The sequence below is a fragment of the Pseudaeromonas sp. HNCC25DJ182 genome, from assembly GCF_055413365.1.
On the sequence record NZ_JBVAYG010000001.1, the window covers coordinates 312,908 to 333,201 of the forward strand.

17 protein-coding genes are annotated in these 20,294 nt (G+C 57.3%); 7 read left to right on the plus strand and 10 right to left on the minus strand.

From position 1 onward, the window contains the following. Positions 1-22: 22 nt before the first annotated feature. Positions 23-1,450 (minus strand): siroheme synthase CysG, encoded by a 1,428-nt coding sequence (cysG, locus tag ACZYUB_RS01365; protein WP_463944910.1) that lies wholly within the window; start codon positions 1,448-1,450, stop codon positions 23-25. 257 nt (positions 1,451-1,707) lie between these two features. On the opposite strand from cysG, the gene ACZYUB_RS01370 reads away from it, so the two are divergent. Together ACZYUB_RS01370 and ACZYUB_RS01375 are read left to right on the plus strand one after the other, a co-directional pair. Next, positions 1,708-2,688, plus strand: coding sequence for an SPFH domain-containing protein (locus tag ACZYUB_RS01370; RefSeq protein ID WP_463944911.1), 981 nt, complete (start codon positions 1,708-1,710; stop codon positions 2,686-2,688). Then, positions 2,676-3,140 (plus strand): NfeD family protein, encoded by a 465-nt coding sequence (locus ACZYUB_RS01375; RefSeq protein ID WP_463944913.1) that lies wholly within the window; start codon positions 2,676-2,678, stop codon positions 3,138-3,140. The genes ACZYUB_RS01370 and ACZYUB_RS01375 overlap by 13 nt, the downstream gene beginning before the upstream one ends. 68 nt (positions 3,141-3,208) lie before the next feature. On the opposite strand, the gene ACZYUB_RS01380 is transcribed toward ACZYUB_RS01375, so the two are convergent. Continuing rightward, complete coding sequence (locus ACZYUB_RS01380; protein ID WP_463944914.1) at positions 3,209-3,844, minus strand: LysE family translocator; 636 nt, start codon at positions 3,842-3,844, stop codon at positions 3,209-3,211. Positions 3,845-4,160: 316 nt separating this feature from the next. On the opposite strand from ACZYUB_RS01380, the gene ACZYUB_RS01385 reads away from it, so the two are divergent. After that, positions 4,161-5,654, plus strand: coding sequence for an AGE family epimerase/isomerase (locus ACZYUB_RS01385; protein WP_463944915.1), 1,494 nt, complete (start codon positions 4,161-4,163; stop codon positions 5,652-5,654). 183 nt (positions 5,655-5,837) lie between these two features. Here the strand turns inward: ACZYUB_RS01385 and ACZYUB_RS01390 are convergent, their stop codons facing one another. The 5 genes from ACZYUB_RS01390 to ACZYUB_RS01410 all read right to left on the minus strand — a co-directional run bounded on the left by ACZYUB_RS01390 (position 5,838) and on the right by ACZYUB_RS01410 (position 12,707). Next, the gene (locus ACZYUB_RS01390) at positions 5,838-7,472 is read right to left on the minus strand and encodes a methyl-accepting chemotaxis protein (protein WP_463944917.1); all 1,635 of its coding nucleotides are present in this window, start codon (positions 7,470-7,472) and stop codon (positions 5,838-5,840) included. A 137-nt stretch (positions 7,473-7,609) separates the two neighbouring features. Then, positions 7,610-8,875 (minus strand): hypothetical protein, encoded by a 1,266-nt coding sequence (locus ACZYUB_RS01395; RefSeq protein ID WP_463944919.1) that lies wholly within the window; start codon positions 8,873-8,875, stop codon positions 7,610-7,612. 87 nt (positions 8,876-8,962) lie between these two features. Next, on the minus strand, positions 8,963-10,525 hold the full coding sequence (locus tag ACZYUB_RS01400; protein ID WP_463944920.1) for an MltF family protein: 1,563 nt from the start codon (positions 10,523-10,525) through the stop codon (positions 8,963-8,965). A 39-nt stretch (positions 10,526-10,564) separates the two neighbouring features. After that, positions 10,565-11,374, minus strand: a complete 810-nt coding sequence (locus ACZYUB_RS01405; protein ID WP_463944921.1) for a MipA/OmpV family protein — start codon at positions 11,372-11,374, stop codon at positions 10,565-10,567. Positions 11,375-11,609: 235 nt separating this feature from the next. Next, a complete protein-coding gene (locus ACZYUB_RS01410; RefSeq protein ID WP_463944922.1) occupies positions 11,610-12,707 on the minus strand; it encodes a protein kinase family protein in 1,098 nt (365 codons plus the stop codon). Positions 12,708-12,929: 222 nt separating this feature from the next. On the opposite strand from ACZYUB_RS01410, the gene ACZYUB_RS01415 reads away from it, so the two are divergent. Further along, positions 12,930-15,311: a helix-turn-helix transcriptional regulator gene (locus ACZYUB_RS01415; protein ID WP_463944924.1), complete on the plus strand. Its 2,382-nt coding sequence runs from the start codon at positions 12,930-12,932 to the stop codon at positions 15,309-15,311. Between the two features lie 101 nt (positions 15,312-15,412). Here ACZYUB_RS01415 and ACZYUB_RS01420 read toward each other — a convergent pair whose 3' ends face one another. The 3 genes from ACZYUB_RS01420 to ACZYUB_RS01430 all read right to left on the minus strand — a co-directional run bounded on the left by ACZYUB_RS01420 (position 15,413) and on the right by ACZYUB_RS01430 (position 17,781). After that, complete coding sequence (locus ACZYUB_RS01420) at positions 15,413-16,456, minus strand: FAD:protein FMN transferase (RefSeq protein WP_463944926.1); 1,044 nt, start codon at positions 16,454-16,456, stop codon at positions 15,413-15,415. Between the two features lie 253 nt (positions 16,457-16,709). Further along, a complete protein-coding gene (locus ACZYUB_RS01425) occupies positions 16,710-17,015 on the minus strand; it encodes a BolA family protein (RefSeq protein WP_463944928.1) in 306 nt (101 codons plus the stop codon). 142 nt (positions 17,016-17,157) lie between these two features. Further along, a complete protein-coding gene (locus tag ACZYUB_RS01430; protein WP_463944929.1) occupies positions 17,158-17,781 on the minus strand; it encodes an alpha-ketoglutarate-dependent dioxygenase AlkB family protein in 624 nt (207 codons plus the stop codon). A 187-nt stretch (positions 17,782-17,968) separates the two neighbouring features. Between ACZYUB_RS01430 and rlmG the strand changes: the two genes are divergently transcribed. The 3 genes from rlmG to ACZYUB_RS01445 are packed head-to-tail and all read left to right on the plus strand — an operon-like array spanning position 17,969 to position 20,264. Next, entirely contained in the window at positions 17,969-19,099 is a 1,131-nt protein-coding gene (gene rlmG / locus ACZYUB_RS01435; RefSeq protein ID WP_463944930.1) for a 23S rRNA (guanine(1835)-N(2))-methyltransferase RlmG, read from the plus strand. Between the two features lie 8 nt (positions 19,100-19,107). After that, on the plus strand, positions 19,108-19,680 hold the full coding sequence (locus ACZYUB_RS01440; protein WP_463944931.1) for a YajG family lipoprotein: 573 nt from the start codon (positions 19,108-19,110) through the stop codon (positions 19,678-19,680). Further along, on the plus strand, positions 19,677-20,264 hold the full coding sequence (locus ACZYUB_RS01445) for a peptidylprolyl isomerase (RefSeq protein ID WP_463945070.1): 588 nt from the start codon (positions 19,677-19,679) through the stop codon (positions 20,262-20,264). Before ACZYUB_RS01440 ends, ACZYUB_RS01445 begins: the two co-directional genes overlap by 4 nt. Positions 20,265-20,294: the final 30 nt, after the last annotated feature.

Genomic DNA, 20,294 nt, shown 5'->3' on the forward strand with positions numbered 1-20,294 from the left:
CTTAAATTCCGCGATGATGGCTCTAGGCCAGATTCACCAGATGTTCCGAACCGCTAGCCCCCAGGGCACTACCCTGCTGACCGCTAAACCAACTCAGGCTATCGGCCAGCGCCGCCACCTCACCCACCACGATGAGTGATGGACTGCGTGCGCCCTGGGCCAATTCAGCCAAATTCTGTAACTCGCCCCGGATCACCCGCTGCTCGGGGGTAGTACCCCGTTCGATCAACGCCACCGGTGTATCAGGAGACCGCCCATGGGCCAGTAATTTTTGCTGGATCACCGGCGAAGAAATCAGCCCCATATAGATCACCAGGGTCTGATTGCTGGCCGCCAGGGCTGGCCAATCGGCCTCCTGACCATCCTTCTGACAATGTCCGGTGATAAACACCGCACTCTGGGCATGAGCCCTGTGGGTCAGCGGAATACCGGCATAGGCGGTAGCCCCCGCCGCTGCTGTGATACCCGGTACCACCGAGAAGGGGATCCCCGCCGCCTTGGCGGCTTCGAGCTCTTCGGCACCGCGACCAAACATGAAGGGGTCACCACCTTTGAGGCGCACCACACGCTTGCCTGCACGTGCATGCTCCAGCAATAACTCATTGATTTCGTGTTGTGGCACGCTATGCGCCCCAGCCTTCTTGCCGACGCTGATCCGTTCGGCATCGCGGCGAATAAGGTTCAGCACCTCCGGCGATACCAGCTGGTCATAGAGCACCACCTCGGCCTGCTGGATCTGCTGCAACCCCTTGAGTGTCAACAAACCTGCATCACCGGGACCTGCCCCCACCAGCACGATTTCACCACCCTGCTGCTCGGTATGGGCTAACTCGTTCGCCAGCCAGGCGCGACCACCGGCTTCGTCACCACTTTGCAACAAGGCTGCCAGTCGGGAGGAGGCAAAAGCCCGCTCCCAGTAACGACGTCGCTCGCTGATGGAATCAAAGGCGGCTTTGACCTTGCCACGCAACTCGCCGGACAGGCGAGCAAGAGTTCCCAGATGGCTGGGCAACAGAGCTTCGAGTCGTTCGCGCAACAATCGGGCCAGTACCGGAGCAGCCCCGCCACTGGAGACCGCCACCATGATAGGAGAGCGGTCGATAATAGAAGGAAAGATAAAGCTGGAACGGGCCGGATCATCCACCACGTTGACCCACAGACCCGCGGCCTCGGCGGCGGCAGCCACTGCCGCATTCACGGCCTCGTCATCGGTGGCGGCAATCACCAACCGCTGACCCGCCAATTGTTCAGCGCTAAACTCGGCGGCCAGATGATATAGAGCAGCTGCATCAGCCAGCTCCTGTAATTCTTCATGCAAGCAGGGAGCAACGATGGTGAGCCTGGCTCCGGCATCCAGTAACAGACGAGCCTTCCGCAACGCCACATCACCGCCACCCACCAGCAAGATGGGACGCTCGGCGACCTTGGCAAACAGGGGTAAGTACTCCATCGTCTTCTCTCCTACGCATTTTCAGTGTGAATATAAGGTTCGCAGTTAAGCGCATAAAATAATAAAAACGCACTTTTTATACTTATTGGTTATTAAGAACGTCCACTTCGTCCCATCCTCGTACTGAACCAACCAGAAATGACGACAAAAAATCAGAATGATGGCTATTTTCTCTAGACAAACCACAACGTCATGAAGCGGAAAGGGAGTAGGATCGAGCCTCGATAAGCTCCCCTTTCACAGATGAGGAACAACCTATGCTGCCAGATGGCAATCTGATCGGGATCATAGTGGTGGTCGCCGCCGTGGTCATCTTCATTCAGGCCGGTGTCAAGATAGTACCACAGGGCTATAACTGGACGGTCGAGCGCTTCGGCCGCTACACCGGCACTCTGCAACCCGGGTTCAATATCCTGATCCCCTTTGTCGACAAAGTGGGGCGCCGCATCAATATGATGGAGCAGGTGATGGATATCCCGCCTCAGGAGGTGATCAGCCGCGACAACGCCAATGTCACCATAGATGCGGTGAGCTTCGTACAGGTGATTGAAGCGCACAAGGCAGCCTACGAGGTGAGCGATCTGATGCAGGCCATCCGCAACCTGACCATGACCAATATCCGGACCGTGCTCGGTGCCATGGAGCTGGATCAGATGCTCTCCCAGCGCGATACCATCAACGAAAAACTGCTGATGACCATGGATGCCGCCACCAGCCCGTGGGGTGTCAAGTTCACCCGCATTGAAATCCGCGACGTCAAACCGCCTCTGGATTTGATCGAAGCGATGAACGCCCAGATGAAGGCCGAGCGGCAGAAACGCGCCGAGATCCTCGAAGCCGAAGGGGTTCGGCAGTCCCGGATCCTCAAGGCCGAGGGCGAAAAGCAATCGCAGATCCTCAAGGCCGAAGGCGAGCGTCAGGCTGCGTTCCTCGCCGCAGAAGCCCGGGAGCGTCAGGCGGAAGCCGAAGCCAAGGCAACCGAGATGGTCTCCGAAGCGATCGCCAAAGGCAGTAGCCAGGCGATCAACTACTTCGTGGCGCAAAAATATACCGAAGCGCTGACCCGCATTGGTGACAGCCCGAATAGCAAGATCATCATGATGCCGCTGGAAGCCAGCTCCCTCATCGGTGCCATTGGCGGTATCAGCGAACTGTTCAAGTCGGCGACGAATGACAAACCGAGCCAGGCCACGCCCCCGGCCGCCCCCCATGAGGAGACTGCAGGATGGCGTTCCTGACCGAGTTGAACTGGCTTCACTGGCTGATCCTGGGCGGTGCCCTGCTCATCCTCGAGCTGCTGGGCGGAGCTGGTTACTTGCTATGGCTAGGTCTGGCCGCGCTTAGTGTAGCGGGTCTGGTCGCCTTGTTGCCCCTGGGATGGGTCGGTCAGTGGCTGCTGTTTTCGCTGCTGGCGCTGCTGTTTACCGGCGGCTGGTGGTACTGGCAACGACAACGATTGCAAGGCAAGCACCATGATCCGGCCAGTCAGCTCAATCAGCGCCCCCAACAATGGCTGGGGCAAGAGGCAATCCTGCAACAGGACGTGGTGAATGGCTTAAGTCGGGTCCGACTCGGTGACAGCGTCTGGCCGGTTCGTTGCAAGCAACATCTGGTTGCCGGTGCGGCTGTACGGGTAACGGCGGTGGATGGCATCACTTTGATTGTCGAAGCCCTCGAGCCTCAGGACTAAACTAAGCGACGTGTTTCTTTGCGCATCCCCTCGGTAGTCCACTGCCGAGGGGACAGCCGCTCAATGCATCAACTGCCCTGCTCCACCAATGCCAGACGAATACCCAGCAACACGAACATGCCGCCAACAGAACGATTCAGCCAGTGACTCCAACTCTGGCTCTGCCGTAGCCGGTGACCGGCCTTGGCACTGAACCACGCCAGTACCGCACACCAGAGCATGGAATTCACATCGAAGAGCGCACCCAGAAAAATAAACGCCAGCATCTTGCTCGGGGCGTCATGACTAATGAATTGGGGAACAAAAGCCAGGAAAAACAGCGCCACCTTGGGATTCAGCACATTGGTGATAAAACCCTGACGAAAGATGCGCCACAGCGGCAGAGATAGCTCGCTCGAGGGCGCAGCCTGGGTTTGCACCTTGGCCCGCAACAGGCCAATCCCCAGCCATAGCAGGTAAGCCGCCCCGACCAGTTTCACCACCAGAAATGCCATGGCCGAGGCAGCCAGCAGAGCGGCCAAACCAAGCGCAGCAGCTAGGACATGGACAAAAACGCCACACCCAATCCCCAGACTGGCCACCATACCCGCGCGCCAACCCTGTTGCAGGCTGCGTGCCGCGATGTAGATATTATCCGGCCCCGGGGTCACATTTAGAACAAACCCAGAGACGACGAATAACCAGAGATCATGAGTACCAAACATGGGGCCATTCCTGTGACTGAACATTCCTGAAAATCAGTGCAACAAATTACCGCTGGCAGGGCAAGCGGATCCACACACATCTGGTGGGTGGATTTCGGGGGTCGAATACTGCTGCTGTGTGTCAGGACTCACACTAGGACCTGAGTCCGACGCCTAATCTGGACATCAATCAACCGGATTGTCGTCGGTTGATGTCGCCGCATGCCCACACCACGATTGGCGCAACGAATCAAGTCCGAGGGTAGTCGTTACGGCACACTGTTCCTCGACCTCTGCCATCGGCATCGCCGATCTGTTCATGACCAAGGAGACCTGCATGACTCGACGCACGCTTATTCAATGGCGGCAACTCCCCCTGTTGCTACTGGGTATCACCCTCTCATTCACAACTCAGGCCGAACTCTATGCCGGGCAGCAGTGGCTGAACCATGTGAAACAGGATCTGGCGCCCTTCTGGTATGAGGCTGCGGCCACGGTAACCGACGGCGCATTCCCCAGCTTTCTGTGTAACGATGCTTCGGCGCCAAGCACCGAGCAGTTGCTTTCGGCAACCGCAACTCTGTGCCCGGAGCTGGCTCAGGCACCCGATTGGATCAAGGAGGGCTTCCCCTATCAGTGGACACGGATGGTCTCCCGCCAGACGTTTGCCTACGGCGTCATCTTCCATATGACGGGCGACCCCAAGGCACTAGAGCTGGCCCGACAAGGGGTGGACTTCATCCGCCACAAAGCGCTATTGCCCAACGGGGATGTGATCGGAAAATTCAAGCATGGTCAGCCAGCCGATGAGCCCGAGGATCGCACCAGTCAGGATCTGGCCTATGCCCAACTCGGCATGGCGTTCTACTACTACCTGACCCGGGACCCGGCCGTATTGGCCGACATCGAAAAAGTGCACAACTACATCTTCACTCACTATCGGGATGAAAAGCAGCAACGCCTGACCTGGTATCCCACCAGCCGCCACACCACTCAGCAGGTCGAGCTGGTGGCCCAGCTCGATCAGCTCAACGCCTACATGGTGCTGCTCACGCCGCTACTCCCCGCCAAGGAGCAGCAACGCTGGAGCGAGCAAATGGGCTGGCTCAGCACCGCCATAGTCCGCGACTTCTATTATCCGCAAGAACAACGATTTTTTGGTTATATCCATGATGACTCAGGCCGTGCGGCTGATGCCCGCCACGCCGATTTTGGTCATACCATCAAGAGCTTCTGGATGCTCTATCTGGTGGCGAGGCAGCGACATGACATACTGCTCCAGCAGTTTGCCGAAGGCGGGATCTACAACATTCTCAAGCGCGCCTACCGCCAGGATCTGCTGAAAAATATCCCGCTGCCAGAAGCCGTCGATCCCCAGCATGCCAACGATGTGGTGGGTTGGTGGGGCAATGGCGATGGTCGGGATGGCACTGCCTGGTGGGAATATGCCGAGCTGGATCAGGCCGCTGCCACCCTGGGTCTGCAGCAGGCCATGCCACGCCAATACCTCTATCTGACCTGGCCAAGCTGGTTCAGCGCCTTTGTCGATCAGGAACATGGCGAAGTCTGGGGCTGGATTGGAGACCGGGGCAGTGCCAAGGTCCATCTGTGGAAGAATGGCTATCACTCCCTGGAACATGCCCTGATTGGTTATTTGACCGGGAACAGCTTTCAGCATCAGGCCATGACCCTCTACTTTGCAACGCCCATCCAGATTGCACCGTCGCAACCCATCTATTACTACCGTGGTGACATTACGGATGCCAAGGCTGTCGGCTCCTCACCCTCCGGCATGCCGCTGTGGCAAGCCACCATAAAACAACTGCACTAGAGGGAAACAGGGGCCCTTACCGGCCCCCTACTGTTGAAATACACGACGCAACAGATCCACCTGGTTGCCTCGCGTCAAACCAGCCGACGGAGGATCCCGCAACAATAAAAAAGGAGCGCTGAGGCGCTCCTTCTCGTTTGGCAGCATCAAGACTCCGGCTGTCACACCGCAGCATAGCTTGTACTAAACCTTGAATTGACGGACTCGACTGGCCAACTGCTGGGCCAATTCACTAAGATCATTACCGGTCTGCATCACGGTGCCAGAAAGCGCGGCACCCTCTTCGGTCAAACTATTGAGCTCGGACACACTGCGATTGACCTCATCCATCACAGCCCCCTGCTGCTCGGTTGCCGATGCAATCTGGAAATTCATATCCAAGACCTGAGTCACCAGTTGCTGGATCTCGGTCAGGGAATCCCGGCTCTTATCCACCATGCCCAAGGTTTCTCCCATTTGCTGACTGCCGCGATCCATGGCCTGCACTGCGCTTTGCACTCCCTGTTTCAGCGACGCAATCATCTGCTGGATATCCTCGGTCGAGCGCTGGGTTCGGCTCGCCAGGGTCCGTACTTCATCGGCAACAACAGCAAATCCGCGGCCTTGTTCACCGGCACGAGCCGCCTCGATCGCCGCATTCAACGCCAACAGGTTGGTCTGCTCGGCAATCCCGCGGATCACATCCAGTACCGAGGTAATTTTTTCAGATTCATCCGCCAGTTGGGCCACCATCTTGGCGGCATCCTGAATACTGCCGGATAACTGACGATTCATTTCAACGTTGCGATTCAGCAACTCCATCCCCTGAGTCGCGCTGCTCTGGGCGTGGTGGGTTTGATCAGAGGTCTGCTGGGCGTGGCGCGATATATCATGCACCGCTTGATTGATTTCATTGAATGCCGTGACCAGGGATGCCAGCTGGACTCGCTGACTCTCGCTGATATGGTCCACCTGCATCGAAATCTGCCGTAAACCGCCGGTACTCTCTTCCAGACAGTTCACGTCACCGAGCAGCTCCCGAATCAAGCTCTGCAGCTGATCCAGAAAACGGTTGAAACCACGGGATAACTTGCCCAGCTCATCCTTAGAGGTCACCGGCAAGCGACTGACCAGATCGCCCTCACCACGACTAATGTCTTCAACCTTCTCATAGACCGCCAGAATCGCATCCACAATCAGCTTAGGACCGAAGTAGATCAGTAATACCCCGATGACGAGCGAGAAGGCAAGCAAAGCCAGGGTCCAGAATTGACTACTATCCGCCATCTCATCGGATGCCTGATGCAATGTCACCGCAAGCTTTTCATCCAGCTCACCAGCCAGATTGTATTGTTCACGCAGGGTGGAAAACTTGTCTCCCAGCTCGTGATGCAACCTCATGGCGTCTTCGAGGTTTCCTTGTTCCGCCAGCTTGAAGACCTGCTCAGCTCCCGCCTGCCAGCTGCTGAATAGTTGAGGAAACTGCTGTAGTTGTCCGGTCACCTCAGGATAATCCGCCATCAAGGTTAGAAATTTTTCCATCCGCTCTTTGGCTTGTTGAACATTTTCGGCAAAATCCTGCTTGTACCCCGCCGCCTTGTCGCCCTTGCCTTGCGCCAACAGAAAATCTTGTTGTGCCGTCAAAGCTTGGTACAAATCCCGATCCGCGTTTATCACCACGCCCTGTCCGGGCATCAAGGTGCCAGCAAATAATTGGGTATTGCCTTGTAATCGATCCAGCGCAAAGTAGTTGATCCCACCGATGGCGAGGATGAACAGGGTTAACAGCACCAGACCAAATGCCGCCTTGATGCGAATACTCATAGCGTTAAACAACATACCTCATCCCCTTTACTATCCGCTGACCCGATGAAACTGGCGCCACAAAACGACCATTGACGTCCATCATCCTGTTTTTACTCACACAACTGCCTTTACTATAGTTCAGCCGAACCAGATGGCAGGGCTGACGCACGCTATTTCTGACGCAAGACCTGCTCAATATTGATACCCAGTGTCAAGACTCCCACAGGAAGGGATACTCCTGATTGCCAGAGCGGATAACTGACATGCGTTAGAAAACGATGGCTAGAGTCATCGAAGCGGATGACTCCGACGTTCCCTCCCGCCGTATCAATCCAACTGATGCTCCGCTGCGAGTTGTGTGGTTTTGCTGCCAAGGCAAAAGTCTGGGTAAACTTTTCCTCATCCCCTTGCCAGTAGTCCGAGGTTATTTGTGCACTGGCAACCAATAAACCTTGGGCATCGGTAATAAACACCTCGGTATAACGGTCATCCTGAGCGCCCAACCAACTGTTCAGACGCTGAGAGAGTGAATTATGCAACACCTCGGACATCCACGCGGGCAGCGGTTGTTGCGCCGCGATGACACGCTGCCACTCGCCATCCAACTGCTGAAAAACCGATGGGCTCCAGGCGCCATGCTGAGCATTGGCCGCTTGTACTCGGGTCAGCACATCGGATGAACTTCGTAGCGTCGCTGAATCCTGCTGTGACAAGTGGCGCAAGACGGCAGCCTCCTCCTGACTCAGGCGTAGGTTGCCGATATTGCAGAGAGAAATCGCAGCATTGAAGCGATGGATAAAGTCGGGGGTTTGCTGCAAAAAATGGTTTGAAAAATAAACCCCCAACGGTGCATAGCGCTCAAATTGTCTGGCTAACGGTTGGTTGAGCCCCATCTGCTGCTCAAGCGCTTGCATCATGACCTGGCGATCCACCAACAGGGTGTCGATACGGCGAATACTCAATAACCGCAGCAGACTGGAGAGTTGGTTCACCGATTGTGCAATCGGGATCTGGTGCTCCTGCAACCATCCTTCCTGGTTACTCCCTCGTAAGACTCCGATACGTACCGTAGAGGGAAAGCCAGGGCGTTGAAACAAGTGGCTGTCAAAGGCAAACCAGAACCACTTTTCCAGCATTAAGGGAGCCGAGAGCCGGGCATAAGGCTCCATCTCCGGCAACTGCATCACACTGAAGAAGCCATCGGACTGACCGCTGCGTAAATTATTCTTTGCCCGCTTCCAGGGGACTATGTTGGTGGTGTATGTCATCTGCAACTGCTGCAAGGCACATTGCAAGACTTCGACCGCACTGCCCTTGAGTTGGCCATCGATCATCACCTGATAGGGAGGCACCAGTGTCGTGTCCAGATGTAATCCCGACTCATCCGCTCTCGATGCAGTGAATAAACAGCACAGTAACAGCCAGATACAACGCACAGACTTCTCCCGTCAGTCATCTGTATTTATTCTGGGTCAAGCCCTTGCATTGTCCAGGCAATCCCAACGGAATAGCACGGACTCCATTCATCCGCGACGCGCTTGCGATTTAGCCGTCGTCCGTAATTGCTGGTGCCAGGTTATCTGTCGATAGGCGACATAATATTTCAGTATGTTCCGGACATAGCGCACCGGCTCAGCCCCTAGCTCGCGGGCGACGACCACCTCGACCTGACCAAACCAGCGATTGGGATCCCGTCCCTGCTCACGAGCCTTTTGCCGCATACGCGCAATTGCCGTCGGACCGGCATTGTAGGCAGCCAACGAAAACAGGGTCTGATTCATCTCATCAATCTCGGGCGCCGCGAAATACTTGTCGTGCATCTGGCGCATATATTTGACCCCGGCATGGATATTGGGCTCCAGCTGCCGGATATCGCCGACTTGCATCGCATCCCCAGTCGGTGGCATCAATTGCATGACGCCGATGGCGCCACGAGCCGAACGTTGTTGCTGATCCAGCCGCGACTCCTGATACCCCTGCGCCAACAACATCAGATGATCGAAGCGATAATCCAGCCCATAACGTCGAAACAGCTCATGGATGGGTTTAACCTTTTGCCACTCGCTGATGCCATGTACCGGCCCCTGACGAGCAATCCGTTGCTGATATTCAGCAAACTTCAGCGCCATCAGGTGCTGTTTTTTCGCACTCTGCTGGAATCCGGCCAGCAACGCCGCCAACTGGGGGCTCTGGGGACGAATGGCCCAGCCGATCTGTGCCTGCTGCCGCAACACAAGCTCAGGATAGATGCGGATTTGTGGGTAGACCGACTGCCACAAACGAGCCTTCCAATCATCCATGATAGAAAAATCGATGAGACCGGCATTCAGCATCTCCAGCAGATCCTCATCCTCCAGCGCTTCGGGAACTATCAAGGCTTCCGCCCGTGGTCGTCCCGCCTTGATCAAGCGACTATTGAGTTTTTCGATGCTGCTGAAATAGCTACTGGAGCGACGAACCGCCAGCATACGCGTTGCCAGATCCCGCTCATCCTGAAGCCGGGGAGCAGCAGCAGATGCCACCAGCACTTCATTCTGGTAATGGCCAAGCTGAGGTACGAAATCGACTTCACTTTGACGCTGGGGCGTCACCGTCAGGTTACCAATCGCCACATCGCCCACCCCCTCCACCACACCGGAGATCAGCTGGTCACGCTCGACGGGGATCGCCAGCACCGAAATCGGATGACGCCCGGTTTTCAGCGTCTTGTTCAGATAAAGTTCCAGCTCTGCCAACACATCGGCGCTGATGCCACGCGTACGGCCATTATCGTTGTAGAAGAAGGTCCGACTGTAAGGTACCAGAACCCGTAGAATCCGCCGCTTGCGGATTTCGGGCCAGTCGCCAAACAATGGCTGAGCTACGCGGTCCCAATAGGCTGGAATGGATTCAGCCCTCCGGGTCACATCAGGATCGAGTGCCGACTCGCCAAGCGCAGACTCGGTAGCCCCGGCTACGGCCTCGGCAAACGCCTCCTCCTCTGGAGTAGTAGCCCCAGGCTTGAGCAACCACCACAGTCCGGCGCCCAGCAACAGAACAACCAGCAACACCACCCACCGCTTACGCCACATTGACAGCAACTCCATTTGCCACGCCTCACTCATCAAAGCCTCAGGATAGAGTGCTTACCAGAGGTAACCGATGCCCACACCACCCGACCATTGATCCCGATCCCCGCGTTCGCTGACAATCGGACTGTTCGCCGCATCCCCCAGCAGGTGCTGGCAGAAGATGCCGCTCCCCAACATCCAGCGCTCCGAGACCCGCCACATCACGGCAGGCCAGAGATAGACCTGACGCAGGCCGGAACCCGCCTCGAACTGAGGCAGGCCACTGACGGCTGCATCCGCGCCATTGATACTGAATGACTGTTGCATATAGTCATCATCAGACCAACTAAAGCCAGTTCCCAACCCCACGAACAGGGTATAACTCAAGGGCACCCAGACGCTGGCAAACGGGCTGAGACTGCTGCCTTCGGTCTGACCCAGCACACTTTTGGTCGCCATCACACCCGCGCGGACCCGATAGGGGATCCCGGTCGTCTGCAGATAGTGCCAGCCCACATAACCACCAGCCTCCAAACCCATGCCGATCTCTGGCAGGGTCGCCACCACAGGATCCGTTACATCACTGCGACCCAGGCGGACATTCAGCACCGGGCCCGCTTCCCAATGCTCATCCGTGATGAGATTGGCATCGGCATAGGGACCATACCATTCGACAAAACGCCCGCCATCCAGGCTGACCCGGGCCCCCGGCACCGCACCCGCCATGCTGTCACTGGCTCCGTACCACTCGGTGGTGACCCCGGCGCCGACGCCGAAGAAATTCGGTACCACATCATCCAGTGACATCCCTATCGCGACCACTGGCTGACTCGCCCCAGATAAGCAGGCCAAACCGATGGCCAGTATGCGCATCGTCCTTTGCATCTCAAACTCCTGTCGTTGCGTGATCGTCCTTGTTCGCCACTCCTAGCTGCCATTGACCCGCGATGGCGGAGGCTGCTTTGACTCTCGTCAATCTACCCGATCCGCCCCCTATCCGTCCGATACCGATTCAGGATCTGTGATGATGAAATTCTCAGCCCGATGATTTCTTCGCTGCTGGCCCATTTCTATCCTGTTCGAACGAAAAAAAAGGCCTCGATAGAGGCCTTAAAGGGATTCAGAGTTGGTATTGCTGCGCCAGCCGTCGCTTCTGAACGTATAACGCCAACAATTCCGTCTGGCTCTTGCCGGCATTGTCATAAAACAGGGCGCCCCCCTCCTGCAGCGCCGCAAACCGCGAGCGAATACACTGCTCGACAAAATCCAGCCGCTGCAGAGTAAAACGCGAACAGCTCTTGCCGTGTAGGTCATCTTCAATATCCAGGACCTGGGAGCGAAAGTTTTCCACTTCGAACAGGCTCGCCAAGGCCTGAGGATCCTGCAACGCCTGTTGCCAGCGGTTGATGAAAGAGGCTACCCAGGCTAACACCGTTGAACTGGCGCCCTGGGACTGCAACCAGGCCAGTTTCTGCTGATAGATCTCGAGGGCCACCACCTTCAATTCGCGGTATAGGGCCAGTTGTGCGGCGTTATCCATGGTCTGGCGATGCCGTAGCAGCCAGCCGAAAAAATTGCGGGTCTCGAACCGCTCACAGGCATGAAACAGCGGATCACTCTGGCCATTGCTGTTGAAATCGACCAAGGGATCAAATGGGTACATATAGCCAAAATCGAACAAGCCGATCTGGCCCTGATCCTCGATAATATTCCCCGGACACAGATCCCACTCCATCAACCCCGCCTCCTCACAGGCCACGACAGTGCTCAGGATCTGGCGAAAAATATCCGCATTGAAGTGATCGAGCGGTCGCCCAGGCAACCAGGGCGAGAGAATGATCCCCAAGCGATAATCGGCATACAGGGTAGGAACTATGTGGGTCAGGCGCCTCGTCCAGACCGGATCCGCTTTCAGACGGGTAAAGTCGGCGCGGCGCTGGACCTCGTTCAAAAACGAAGTCTCGCCATCAATGTTACGCACCAGAGACTCTGGCCGCCGCTGTTTCAGGGTGTAATGCACACCATCAACACAGAGATGCAGCACCTGCGCCGTCAGGCCGCCGCCAAAGTGTTCCAGAACCAGCGGCGAATCCACAGGCAGTCGAGCAAGTTCGGCGGGCGTCAACGGGCAGTTAGCACTATCACCCACGATCAGGTTCTGATCACTGGCGACAAAGGCCAGTTGTGCTTGTTGGCGGGCATGGACATGAGCATTCATGGTAAAGATCCTTCCGGGTAATGATGGGACAACGAGGAGCGGGATGACTTCCATTTCATCTGCCCACCTTCATTCTGGTCGTTCACGACGGGAGGTGTATCCGCCACCGTGATGGAAGCTGAGGGTGGAAACGGGGCCTGACGCATTGAGTCCAATCCTTGAGGCGTTAAGATAGCCGTTATCCGTTTCACTCCCGGTCATAGACCGCTACCCGAGTCCGTCATGATGATGCAGCACCCAGAGCCGTCCCCGTCCCTCGCCCCCGTCGCCGTCACTCGGGCTGCCCCCCGTTTGTCGACGTTGCTGCATGCCTTAGAGCATCACACCCTGGTCTGTGCCTGTGCTCCTCATGGTTACGATCAGGCCAGTCTGTGCCGGGATCTGACGGCTCTATGGCCACACCCGGTAACATTATGGCCGCAGTTGCCGCAAGACGAGGCGCTGCTGCTGGCCGAACTCGATGCTCTGCCCACCGAGCAACAACAGACGCTGGCCACCTGGCTGCTCCATCATCCCGAACAACCCGCGCTACTGGTCTCGGCTCCCTGCTCTGCTCTGGAAGGACAACTCAGAGCCGCCGGATTAACCCCGTCACGATTGGACGCCAGCCATCTGAACTGGGGTAAACCCGAGCTGGCGATGTGGCTGCCGAGCCAGGGGATCGCCATCGCCGAAGCGGACTCCTGGTTACCGCTCCTGGGCGAATGGCCACTGGCCTGGCAGCTCTGGCAACAAGCCCGCGCTTGCGCTGGCAATACCGCAGCCTTGCTGGAACGTTGGGGGCTGGAGTACCTGACGCAAACCCTGAACCAGCTGCCTGCTCCGCTGCCCGAGGCGCTGGCGTTGCAGGCCGACTATCCGCAACTGGATGAGGCCCGCGTGTTACTGCTGGCCGGTTGCAGCCGCGGGCAGTGGCAGCCGCTACGCTGCAAACTGCTCAATGCTGGCTGGTTGCTGGAAGAGGCTCATGGTGATCGCTGGCAGCCCTGGATTGCCCAGCTACTCAGGGTCTGGCGCGAACAACCCCACCTCGATTGGGAACCGCTCAGTCAGTTACTGGCCGATCTCCCGTTAAGCGAAATCATCGAGCTGTTACCGGCCGAGCCCTTGCCGCAACTGGAGCTGTCTTTGCTCTCTCGCATCGGGCTGAGCTGTCTGGAGCAGAGCCATGGTCCCTGGTTGGCCTCCCGCCTGGCAGCCCTGCCCCGCCTCTGGCTGCAACAGCAACCGGGACTCTGTCTGTTGCAAGCTTGGCTGGAAATGGAAGTCTCACGGCGTTCGGATCGCGCCGAAGAGCTGCTCAACCGTCTGATGGCGCACCCCTTACCCGAAGCCGAAGCCCGTAGCGCCCGACTGCTCAAGGCAATGGTCAGCTTCAACTTTGATCATCTGCAATGCGCCATCACCCAGTTGGCCGAACTGGATGATCTGCCGCAATCCTTGCAAGCGCCCTATCAGCTGACCCAGGCCAGTTGTCTGCTCTACACCGGCCAACTGAGCCGGGCGCGCGCCATGCTGGAATTGCTGGTGAGCTGGGCCGATTGCCAGCGACAATTTCACCTCAAACTGGTGGGCTGGTATCGCCTGGCCCAACTCCATTTCTATCAAGGGGATTGGCAGCAGAGCGGTAAAGTCTTGCAACTGGGGTTGGAGTTTGCCGAGCAGCAGGCGCTGATCGAGGATCCGAGCCTCGAATCCTATTACCGCTTACAGGCCGAGCTGGCGCTCTATCAGGGACAACCGGATCAGGCCGATTACTGGTTACAGCAAGGCAAAACCATGAGCGCTGGGCTCGGTGATTACTGGCAACTGCCCTATCTAGCCCACCGTTGCTTGACCCTGATCTGGCGCGGAGACATGGCCGAGCTCCCCGGTCGACTGGAGCAACTGGAGCAACAACGATTCAGTCAGCAATATTGCCGACTGTGGCGATTCCGGGTCGGATATACCCTGGCTTTGGGTTATCAACAGCGGGATGACCAGGCGGCGCTGGAGCGGCTGGCATTACGCAGTCCCTGGCATACCCAGGTGGATGATCTCTATGATCTGCTGGATAACTTGCTCTATGGCTGGTTGGCTCAATTACGCGGCACTCCCAAACCACGCCGGGAGTTACAGCAACTGCAGACGTTGGCCGAAGAGTGGCAGGTGGTTTGGTTAGCCCAGCAATTCCAGCTCCTGCAGCTGCTACAAGGTAATGGCTCACTGGAGTCTTGGCAGCAGCTATTGAGCTGGCTGGCGGGGCGAGCGGCCTTTATCCCTCTGTTGTTGGCAGGTCCCAAGGTGGTCGCTCCGCTGCAGGATCTGGCGCGCTGGCCACAGATCCGCCCCAGTCTGCTGAGCTTTATCCAGCAGACCCTGGATCTGCTGACCCGCCCCTTGCGGGATCCACAAGCACATTCTGGCGAGGATGATCTCAGCCCCCGGCAATGGCAGATCCTGCGGTTGATCGCTCAAGGGCTGAGCAATGAACAGATGGCACAACAGCTGTTTGTAGCCCCCTCGACCATCAAGACCCATATCAATCATCTGTATGCCAAACTCGGGGTGCGCACCCGAGCCGAAGCGCAAGCGGTTGCCCGGCAGCGCCTGGTCGGGAAATAGCAGCGACGGTTCATCAATCAGCCTGCAGTCCGAATTCCACCGCCTCCACGATATCGGAACGATCCCGTTTATGGCCCGCAATGACTTGGGCCATAAGCGGATTATGGCTTGGGTTGGTAGGCAGCAAATGCCCGGCTATAACGCACCTTGAAGCCATCATCGGTCTTGGTCAGGGTATAAATCGGCAGATTATGCTCATTGGCAAAGATCAGCGCCTTATCGGCTCCCATGACCATCAAACCGGTATCCAGTGCATCGGTATAGAGGGCGCTAGGGGCTATCACGGTCACCGATACCAGTTTGTGCGTCAGCGGCTTGCCGGTGGCCGGATCGATAATATGGGAAAAGCGCTGGCCATCGAGCTCGTAGTAGTTGCGATAGCTGCCGGCGGTGCTGATGCCGTTATCCCCGGGCGTCAACACGTTCTGTACCTGTCCCAGCTCGTCACCGGGTTTCTCGACCGCAATGCGCCACAACTCACCCTGGCCGTTGTGCCCCTTGAGCCGCAAGGCTCCGGCAATCTCGACCATGTAATTCTTGATGCCACGGCCATCCAGCCAGGCCGCGACCTGATCGGCGGCATAGCCTTCGCCCAGAGTCGAGAGATCCACATACAGATCCGGAATATCCTTGCGTACCGTCGCTTTGTCGCTGCCGATCTCGACATGCAATTTATCCAGGCCGGTCCGCAACCGGGCGGCGGCAATCTGTTCCTCACTCGGGATCTTGGTCGGACGCTTATCCGGACCGAAGCCCCACAGATTCACCAGCGGCCCGACCGTAATATCCATGGCGCCGCCAGTCATCTTGCCTACTCGCAGGCCTTCGATCAGCACATCGGCCAGATCCTGGGAGATCTCGACCGGCGTGGTGGCTTGATGCTGGTTGAAACGGGAGAGCTCGGAGTCCGGCTTGTAGGTCGACAACTGGTGATCGATTCGCTGCAGGATCTGCTCGACCTCATGCTGCAGTTGCGGCTCGCCGCCCGGGTAGTCGCCAACCACCTTGACCGCATAGTGGGTCCCCATGGTCGGGCCACTGACTTTCAACTCCGGTAACGCCGAAGAGGGAGCCTCCTTGCAGCCAGCCAGCAACAACAGGCCGCCGAGGATCAGACTACGCACACATACTTGATGAAGGTTCACATTATTCTCCTTATGGGAGTAAGCAGCATCGAAGACGGTGCTGCTCACTCGTTGAGCCTTGTGGCCAGCACATCGCCGCGACACGGTGCGGGATGCCGAGCAAGGAAGGGGCCAATCAGTATCTGGGCCTCAGATCGCCTATCAGCAGGCATTCCACCCGTCCTGACAGCAGTTTTCGGCTGGTTGAGGCCAGCGATGACGACCGATTTGCCGTAAAGACGACAGGTAGCAATCCGACATTCTGCCCCTGAACTCAGGGCTTACCGACACAGGAGGGGGTGCGCGGTGCCGCTCCCTGTTGCTCCCATTCTGTCGGGGTATAGGTATGCAGAGCCAGAGCATGGATGATACCGGCCAGCTCGGTGGCCAGAACCTGATTCACCGCGCGATGACGCGCCAGCAGCCGTTGCCCCTCGAAGGCTGAACTGACCAGAATAACTTTAAAGTGACTCTCGGAGCCCGGCTCGACACGATGCATATGGCTTTCGTTGAGCACCTCCAGATGGTCCGGGGTAAAAGCCTGCTGCAATTTTTGCGCTATCTGCTGCTGCATCGACATGGCAAAACTCCTGATAACGATGATGGGATTATGATGATCTAAAACCAAGTCCGGATCCGGACGCCCAGCACCATACCCAGAGCCATGGTCGGACTCAAGAGCGGATCGACGTACAACAGGCTGCGATCACAGGGCGGATGGGTCAGTAGAGATAGCGAAATGTCAGATTAATGCGTTCCGCACAGCAGCGCCGAGTCTTGGGCAACGCATGTTGCCAATGGTGCTGCAGGGCACCGGCCATCACCAGTAGATCGCCATGCTGCAACAGGAACTCCCGTTTCTCGCCACTTTGTCGATGGCGAAGCACAAAACGGCGACTCTGCCCCAGACTCAGAGAGGCGATCACCGGATTCACCCCCAGCTCTGCCTCATCATCGGCATGCCAGCCCATGCCATCCTGGCCATCCCGATAGCGGTTGAGTAACAGGCTGTTGAAGGGGCTTCCGGCCGCCTGCTCGCACGCCTGACGGATCGGCAACAAACAGGCCGGCAGATCCTGAGCCTGCAAGGTCAAGCCCGAATAGCGGTAATCCCGCGCGCCAAACCAGGCAATGAGTCGAGGCTGCCAGTGCCAACGTCCGAATAGCCGGATCTGCTCATGACGCCACGCAATTTCGGCCAGCAAGCACTGCTGCAAGGCACTGGCCTCTGGCGCACGCAAAAAACCCGGCCACCACAGCACCTCACCGTCCGGCAGCGACAACCACTCCCCGCCACCCGAGACCACGGGGGGAGCGGAAAAGGGTTGCAGATGATCTGTCGTCATAAACCTACTCCATTGCTTGTACCGAAGGGATCGGTTCGCCTCTCTTCTGGTTCACCCCCGCCTCTGGATGCCAGATCTGGAGAGATGCCGCACCAGAACGACGAGGCAAAACCAGGAACATTGGTGGATCCAGACCAAGCAGGTAGAATAGCGCCCGTTATTCCATTCTGTCTGTAATGAGTGAGTCATGAACCAAGTTGAATTGGCCGGGAGACACCTGAGACTGGAGCGCTATCCGGTCAGCCAGGATGCCAACCTGCAAGCCTGGGAAGCCGCTGATGAATATCTGCTCCAGGAGCTGGCGCCCTGGCTCGGCGACTCACCCTCGACGCCGGTGCTGATCTTCAACGACGGCTTTGGTGCCTTGAGCTGTGCCCTGCATCATTGCCACCCCATCAGTATCAGCGACTCCTTCCTGAGCCAGGAAGCGACGCGCCGCAATCTGCAGGCCAACGGGCTGGCCGCTGAGTCAATCACACTATTAGGCTCCCTCGACCCGCTACCTGCCGCCCCGGCGCTGGCGGTGATCAAGATCCCCAAAACGCTGGCACTGCTGGAGCAGCAGTTGCTGGCTTTGCGCCAGGTGGTGACCCCGCAAACACGGATCCTGGCTGCGGGCAAGACGCGGGAAATCCATAACTCCACCCTGGCACTGTTTGAACAGATCCTGGGGCCCACCAAGACCTCGTTAGCCTGGAAAAAATCCCGACTGATCCACACCCAAGTGACGGAGCGCCCGGCCTTGGCCAATCCCTACCCCACAGTATGGGAACTGGATGACAGCGGCTATCGCATTCATAACCATGCCAACGTCTTCTCCCGTGGCAGTCTGGATATCGGCGCTCGCTTCTTTATGGCTCATCTGCCCTGCGAATTGAGTGGCACCATTGCCGATCTGGGTTGTGGTAACGGCGTGATCGGCTTGAGAGCCCTGATGAATAATCCGGATGCCCGGCTGCTGTTTCTCGACGAATCCCATATGGCCATCGCCTCCAGCCGGTTGAATGTCGAGAGCAATCGTCCGGCCGATCTGGCTCGCTGCGAATTTTTGCTGGGCAATAGCCTGGAACAAGTCGCCACGGGCTCCTTGCAGGCCGTGTTGTGCAATCCACCATTTCATCAGCAACAAACCATCACGGACCTTCTAGCCTGGCAGATGTTCCGGGATGCCGAGCGTTGCCTGGTTTCCGGCGGCGAGCTATGGATTGTCGGTAACCGTCATCTGGGTTATCACATCAAGCTGCAACGTTTATTTGGCAAGGTCGACTGTATTGCCTCTAACCAAAAGTTTGTTATTTTACGCGCAACCAAATCTTAGGAGTTCACATGAAAAGCATACTGTTTGTCCTGCTCGCTCTGACTCTCGGTGGCTGCGCCACCACGTGGCCGGAAAGTGCCAGTCTGAACCCGCAAATCAATGATCAGCCGGATAACATCTACAGCGGCAATACCATTGCCATCGACAATCAGGACACCCGCCTGGGTAGCCAGATCATCAAGATCAAAATCAAGAAGGATCCGGAAGTTCTGATCCCGAACAACATCACCCCGGGTGCCGTAATGGCCGACCGCCTGGGTAAAGGGCTAGCCGCCCAAGGCGCCCAGATCTCCGCACAAGGCGACACCCACCTGACGCTGATCGTCGATGAGATGCAATCAGAAATCACCAAGCCCGGTCTGGTCTACAAGAGCCGGGTCAGCCTGAAAATCAAGCTGAAGGCTGAACGCAATGGCGCTTCCATCACCAAGGAGTATCGCAAGTCGGCGATGAAAGAGAGTGCAACTCAGCCAGATATCGGCGATATCGAACTGCAGCTGAACGAACACATCTCCTCCTTGCTCAACGAAATGCTGCAAGACAGCCAACTGCGCAACTACATCAAGGGAAGTAGCTACTGATGAAACACTGGTTACTGACCCTGTTGCTGCTCCCGGCTCTGGCCTGTGCTGCAACCAAAACCCCGGCACCGGCTCATCCGGCAGCACACAATCCCATCGTATTGATGGAAACCAGTTATGGCACTTTGACCATCGAGCTGGATGCCGCCAAGGCCCCCAAGTCAGTGGCCAACTTCCTGAGCTATGTGCAGGATGGCAGCTACGATGGGTCGCTGTTTCATCGGGTGATCCCGGGATTTGTGGCGCAAGGCGGCGGCTATGATGCCAACTTCCAGATGCTGGCGACCAAGGCACCAGTCATCAACGAGGCCCGCAATGGCCTCTCCAACCAGCGCGGCACTATCGCCATGGCCCGCACCCAGGATCCGGACAGCGCGACCCGCCAGTTCTACTTCAACCTGCAGGACAACCTGTCACTGGATGCAGGCATGAGCGATGGCTATACGGTGTTTGGTCATGTGACCCAGGGGATGGAGGTGCTGGATAAAATTGCCCAGCAACCAACCGGGGATGAAGGGAAACTCGGGGCTAGCGATGTGCCGGTTGAGCCAATCTTTATCAAGCACGTCAGCCTGAAGAAATAATCCACAGGCCAAGGGCTCAGACAAAAAACC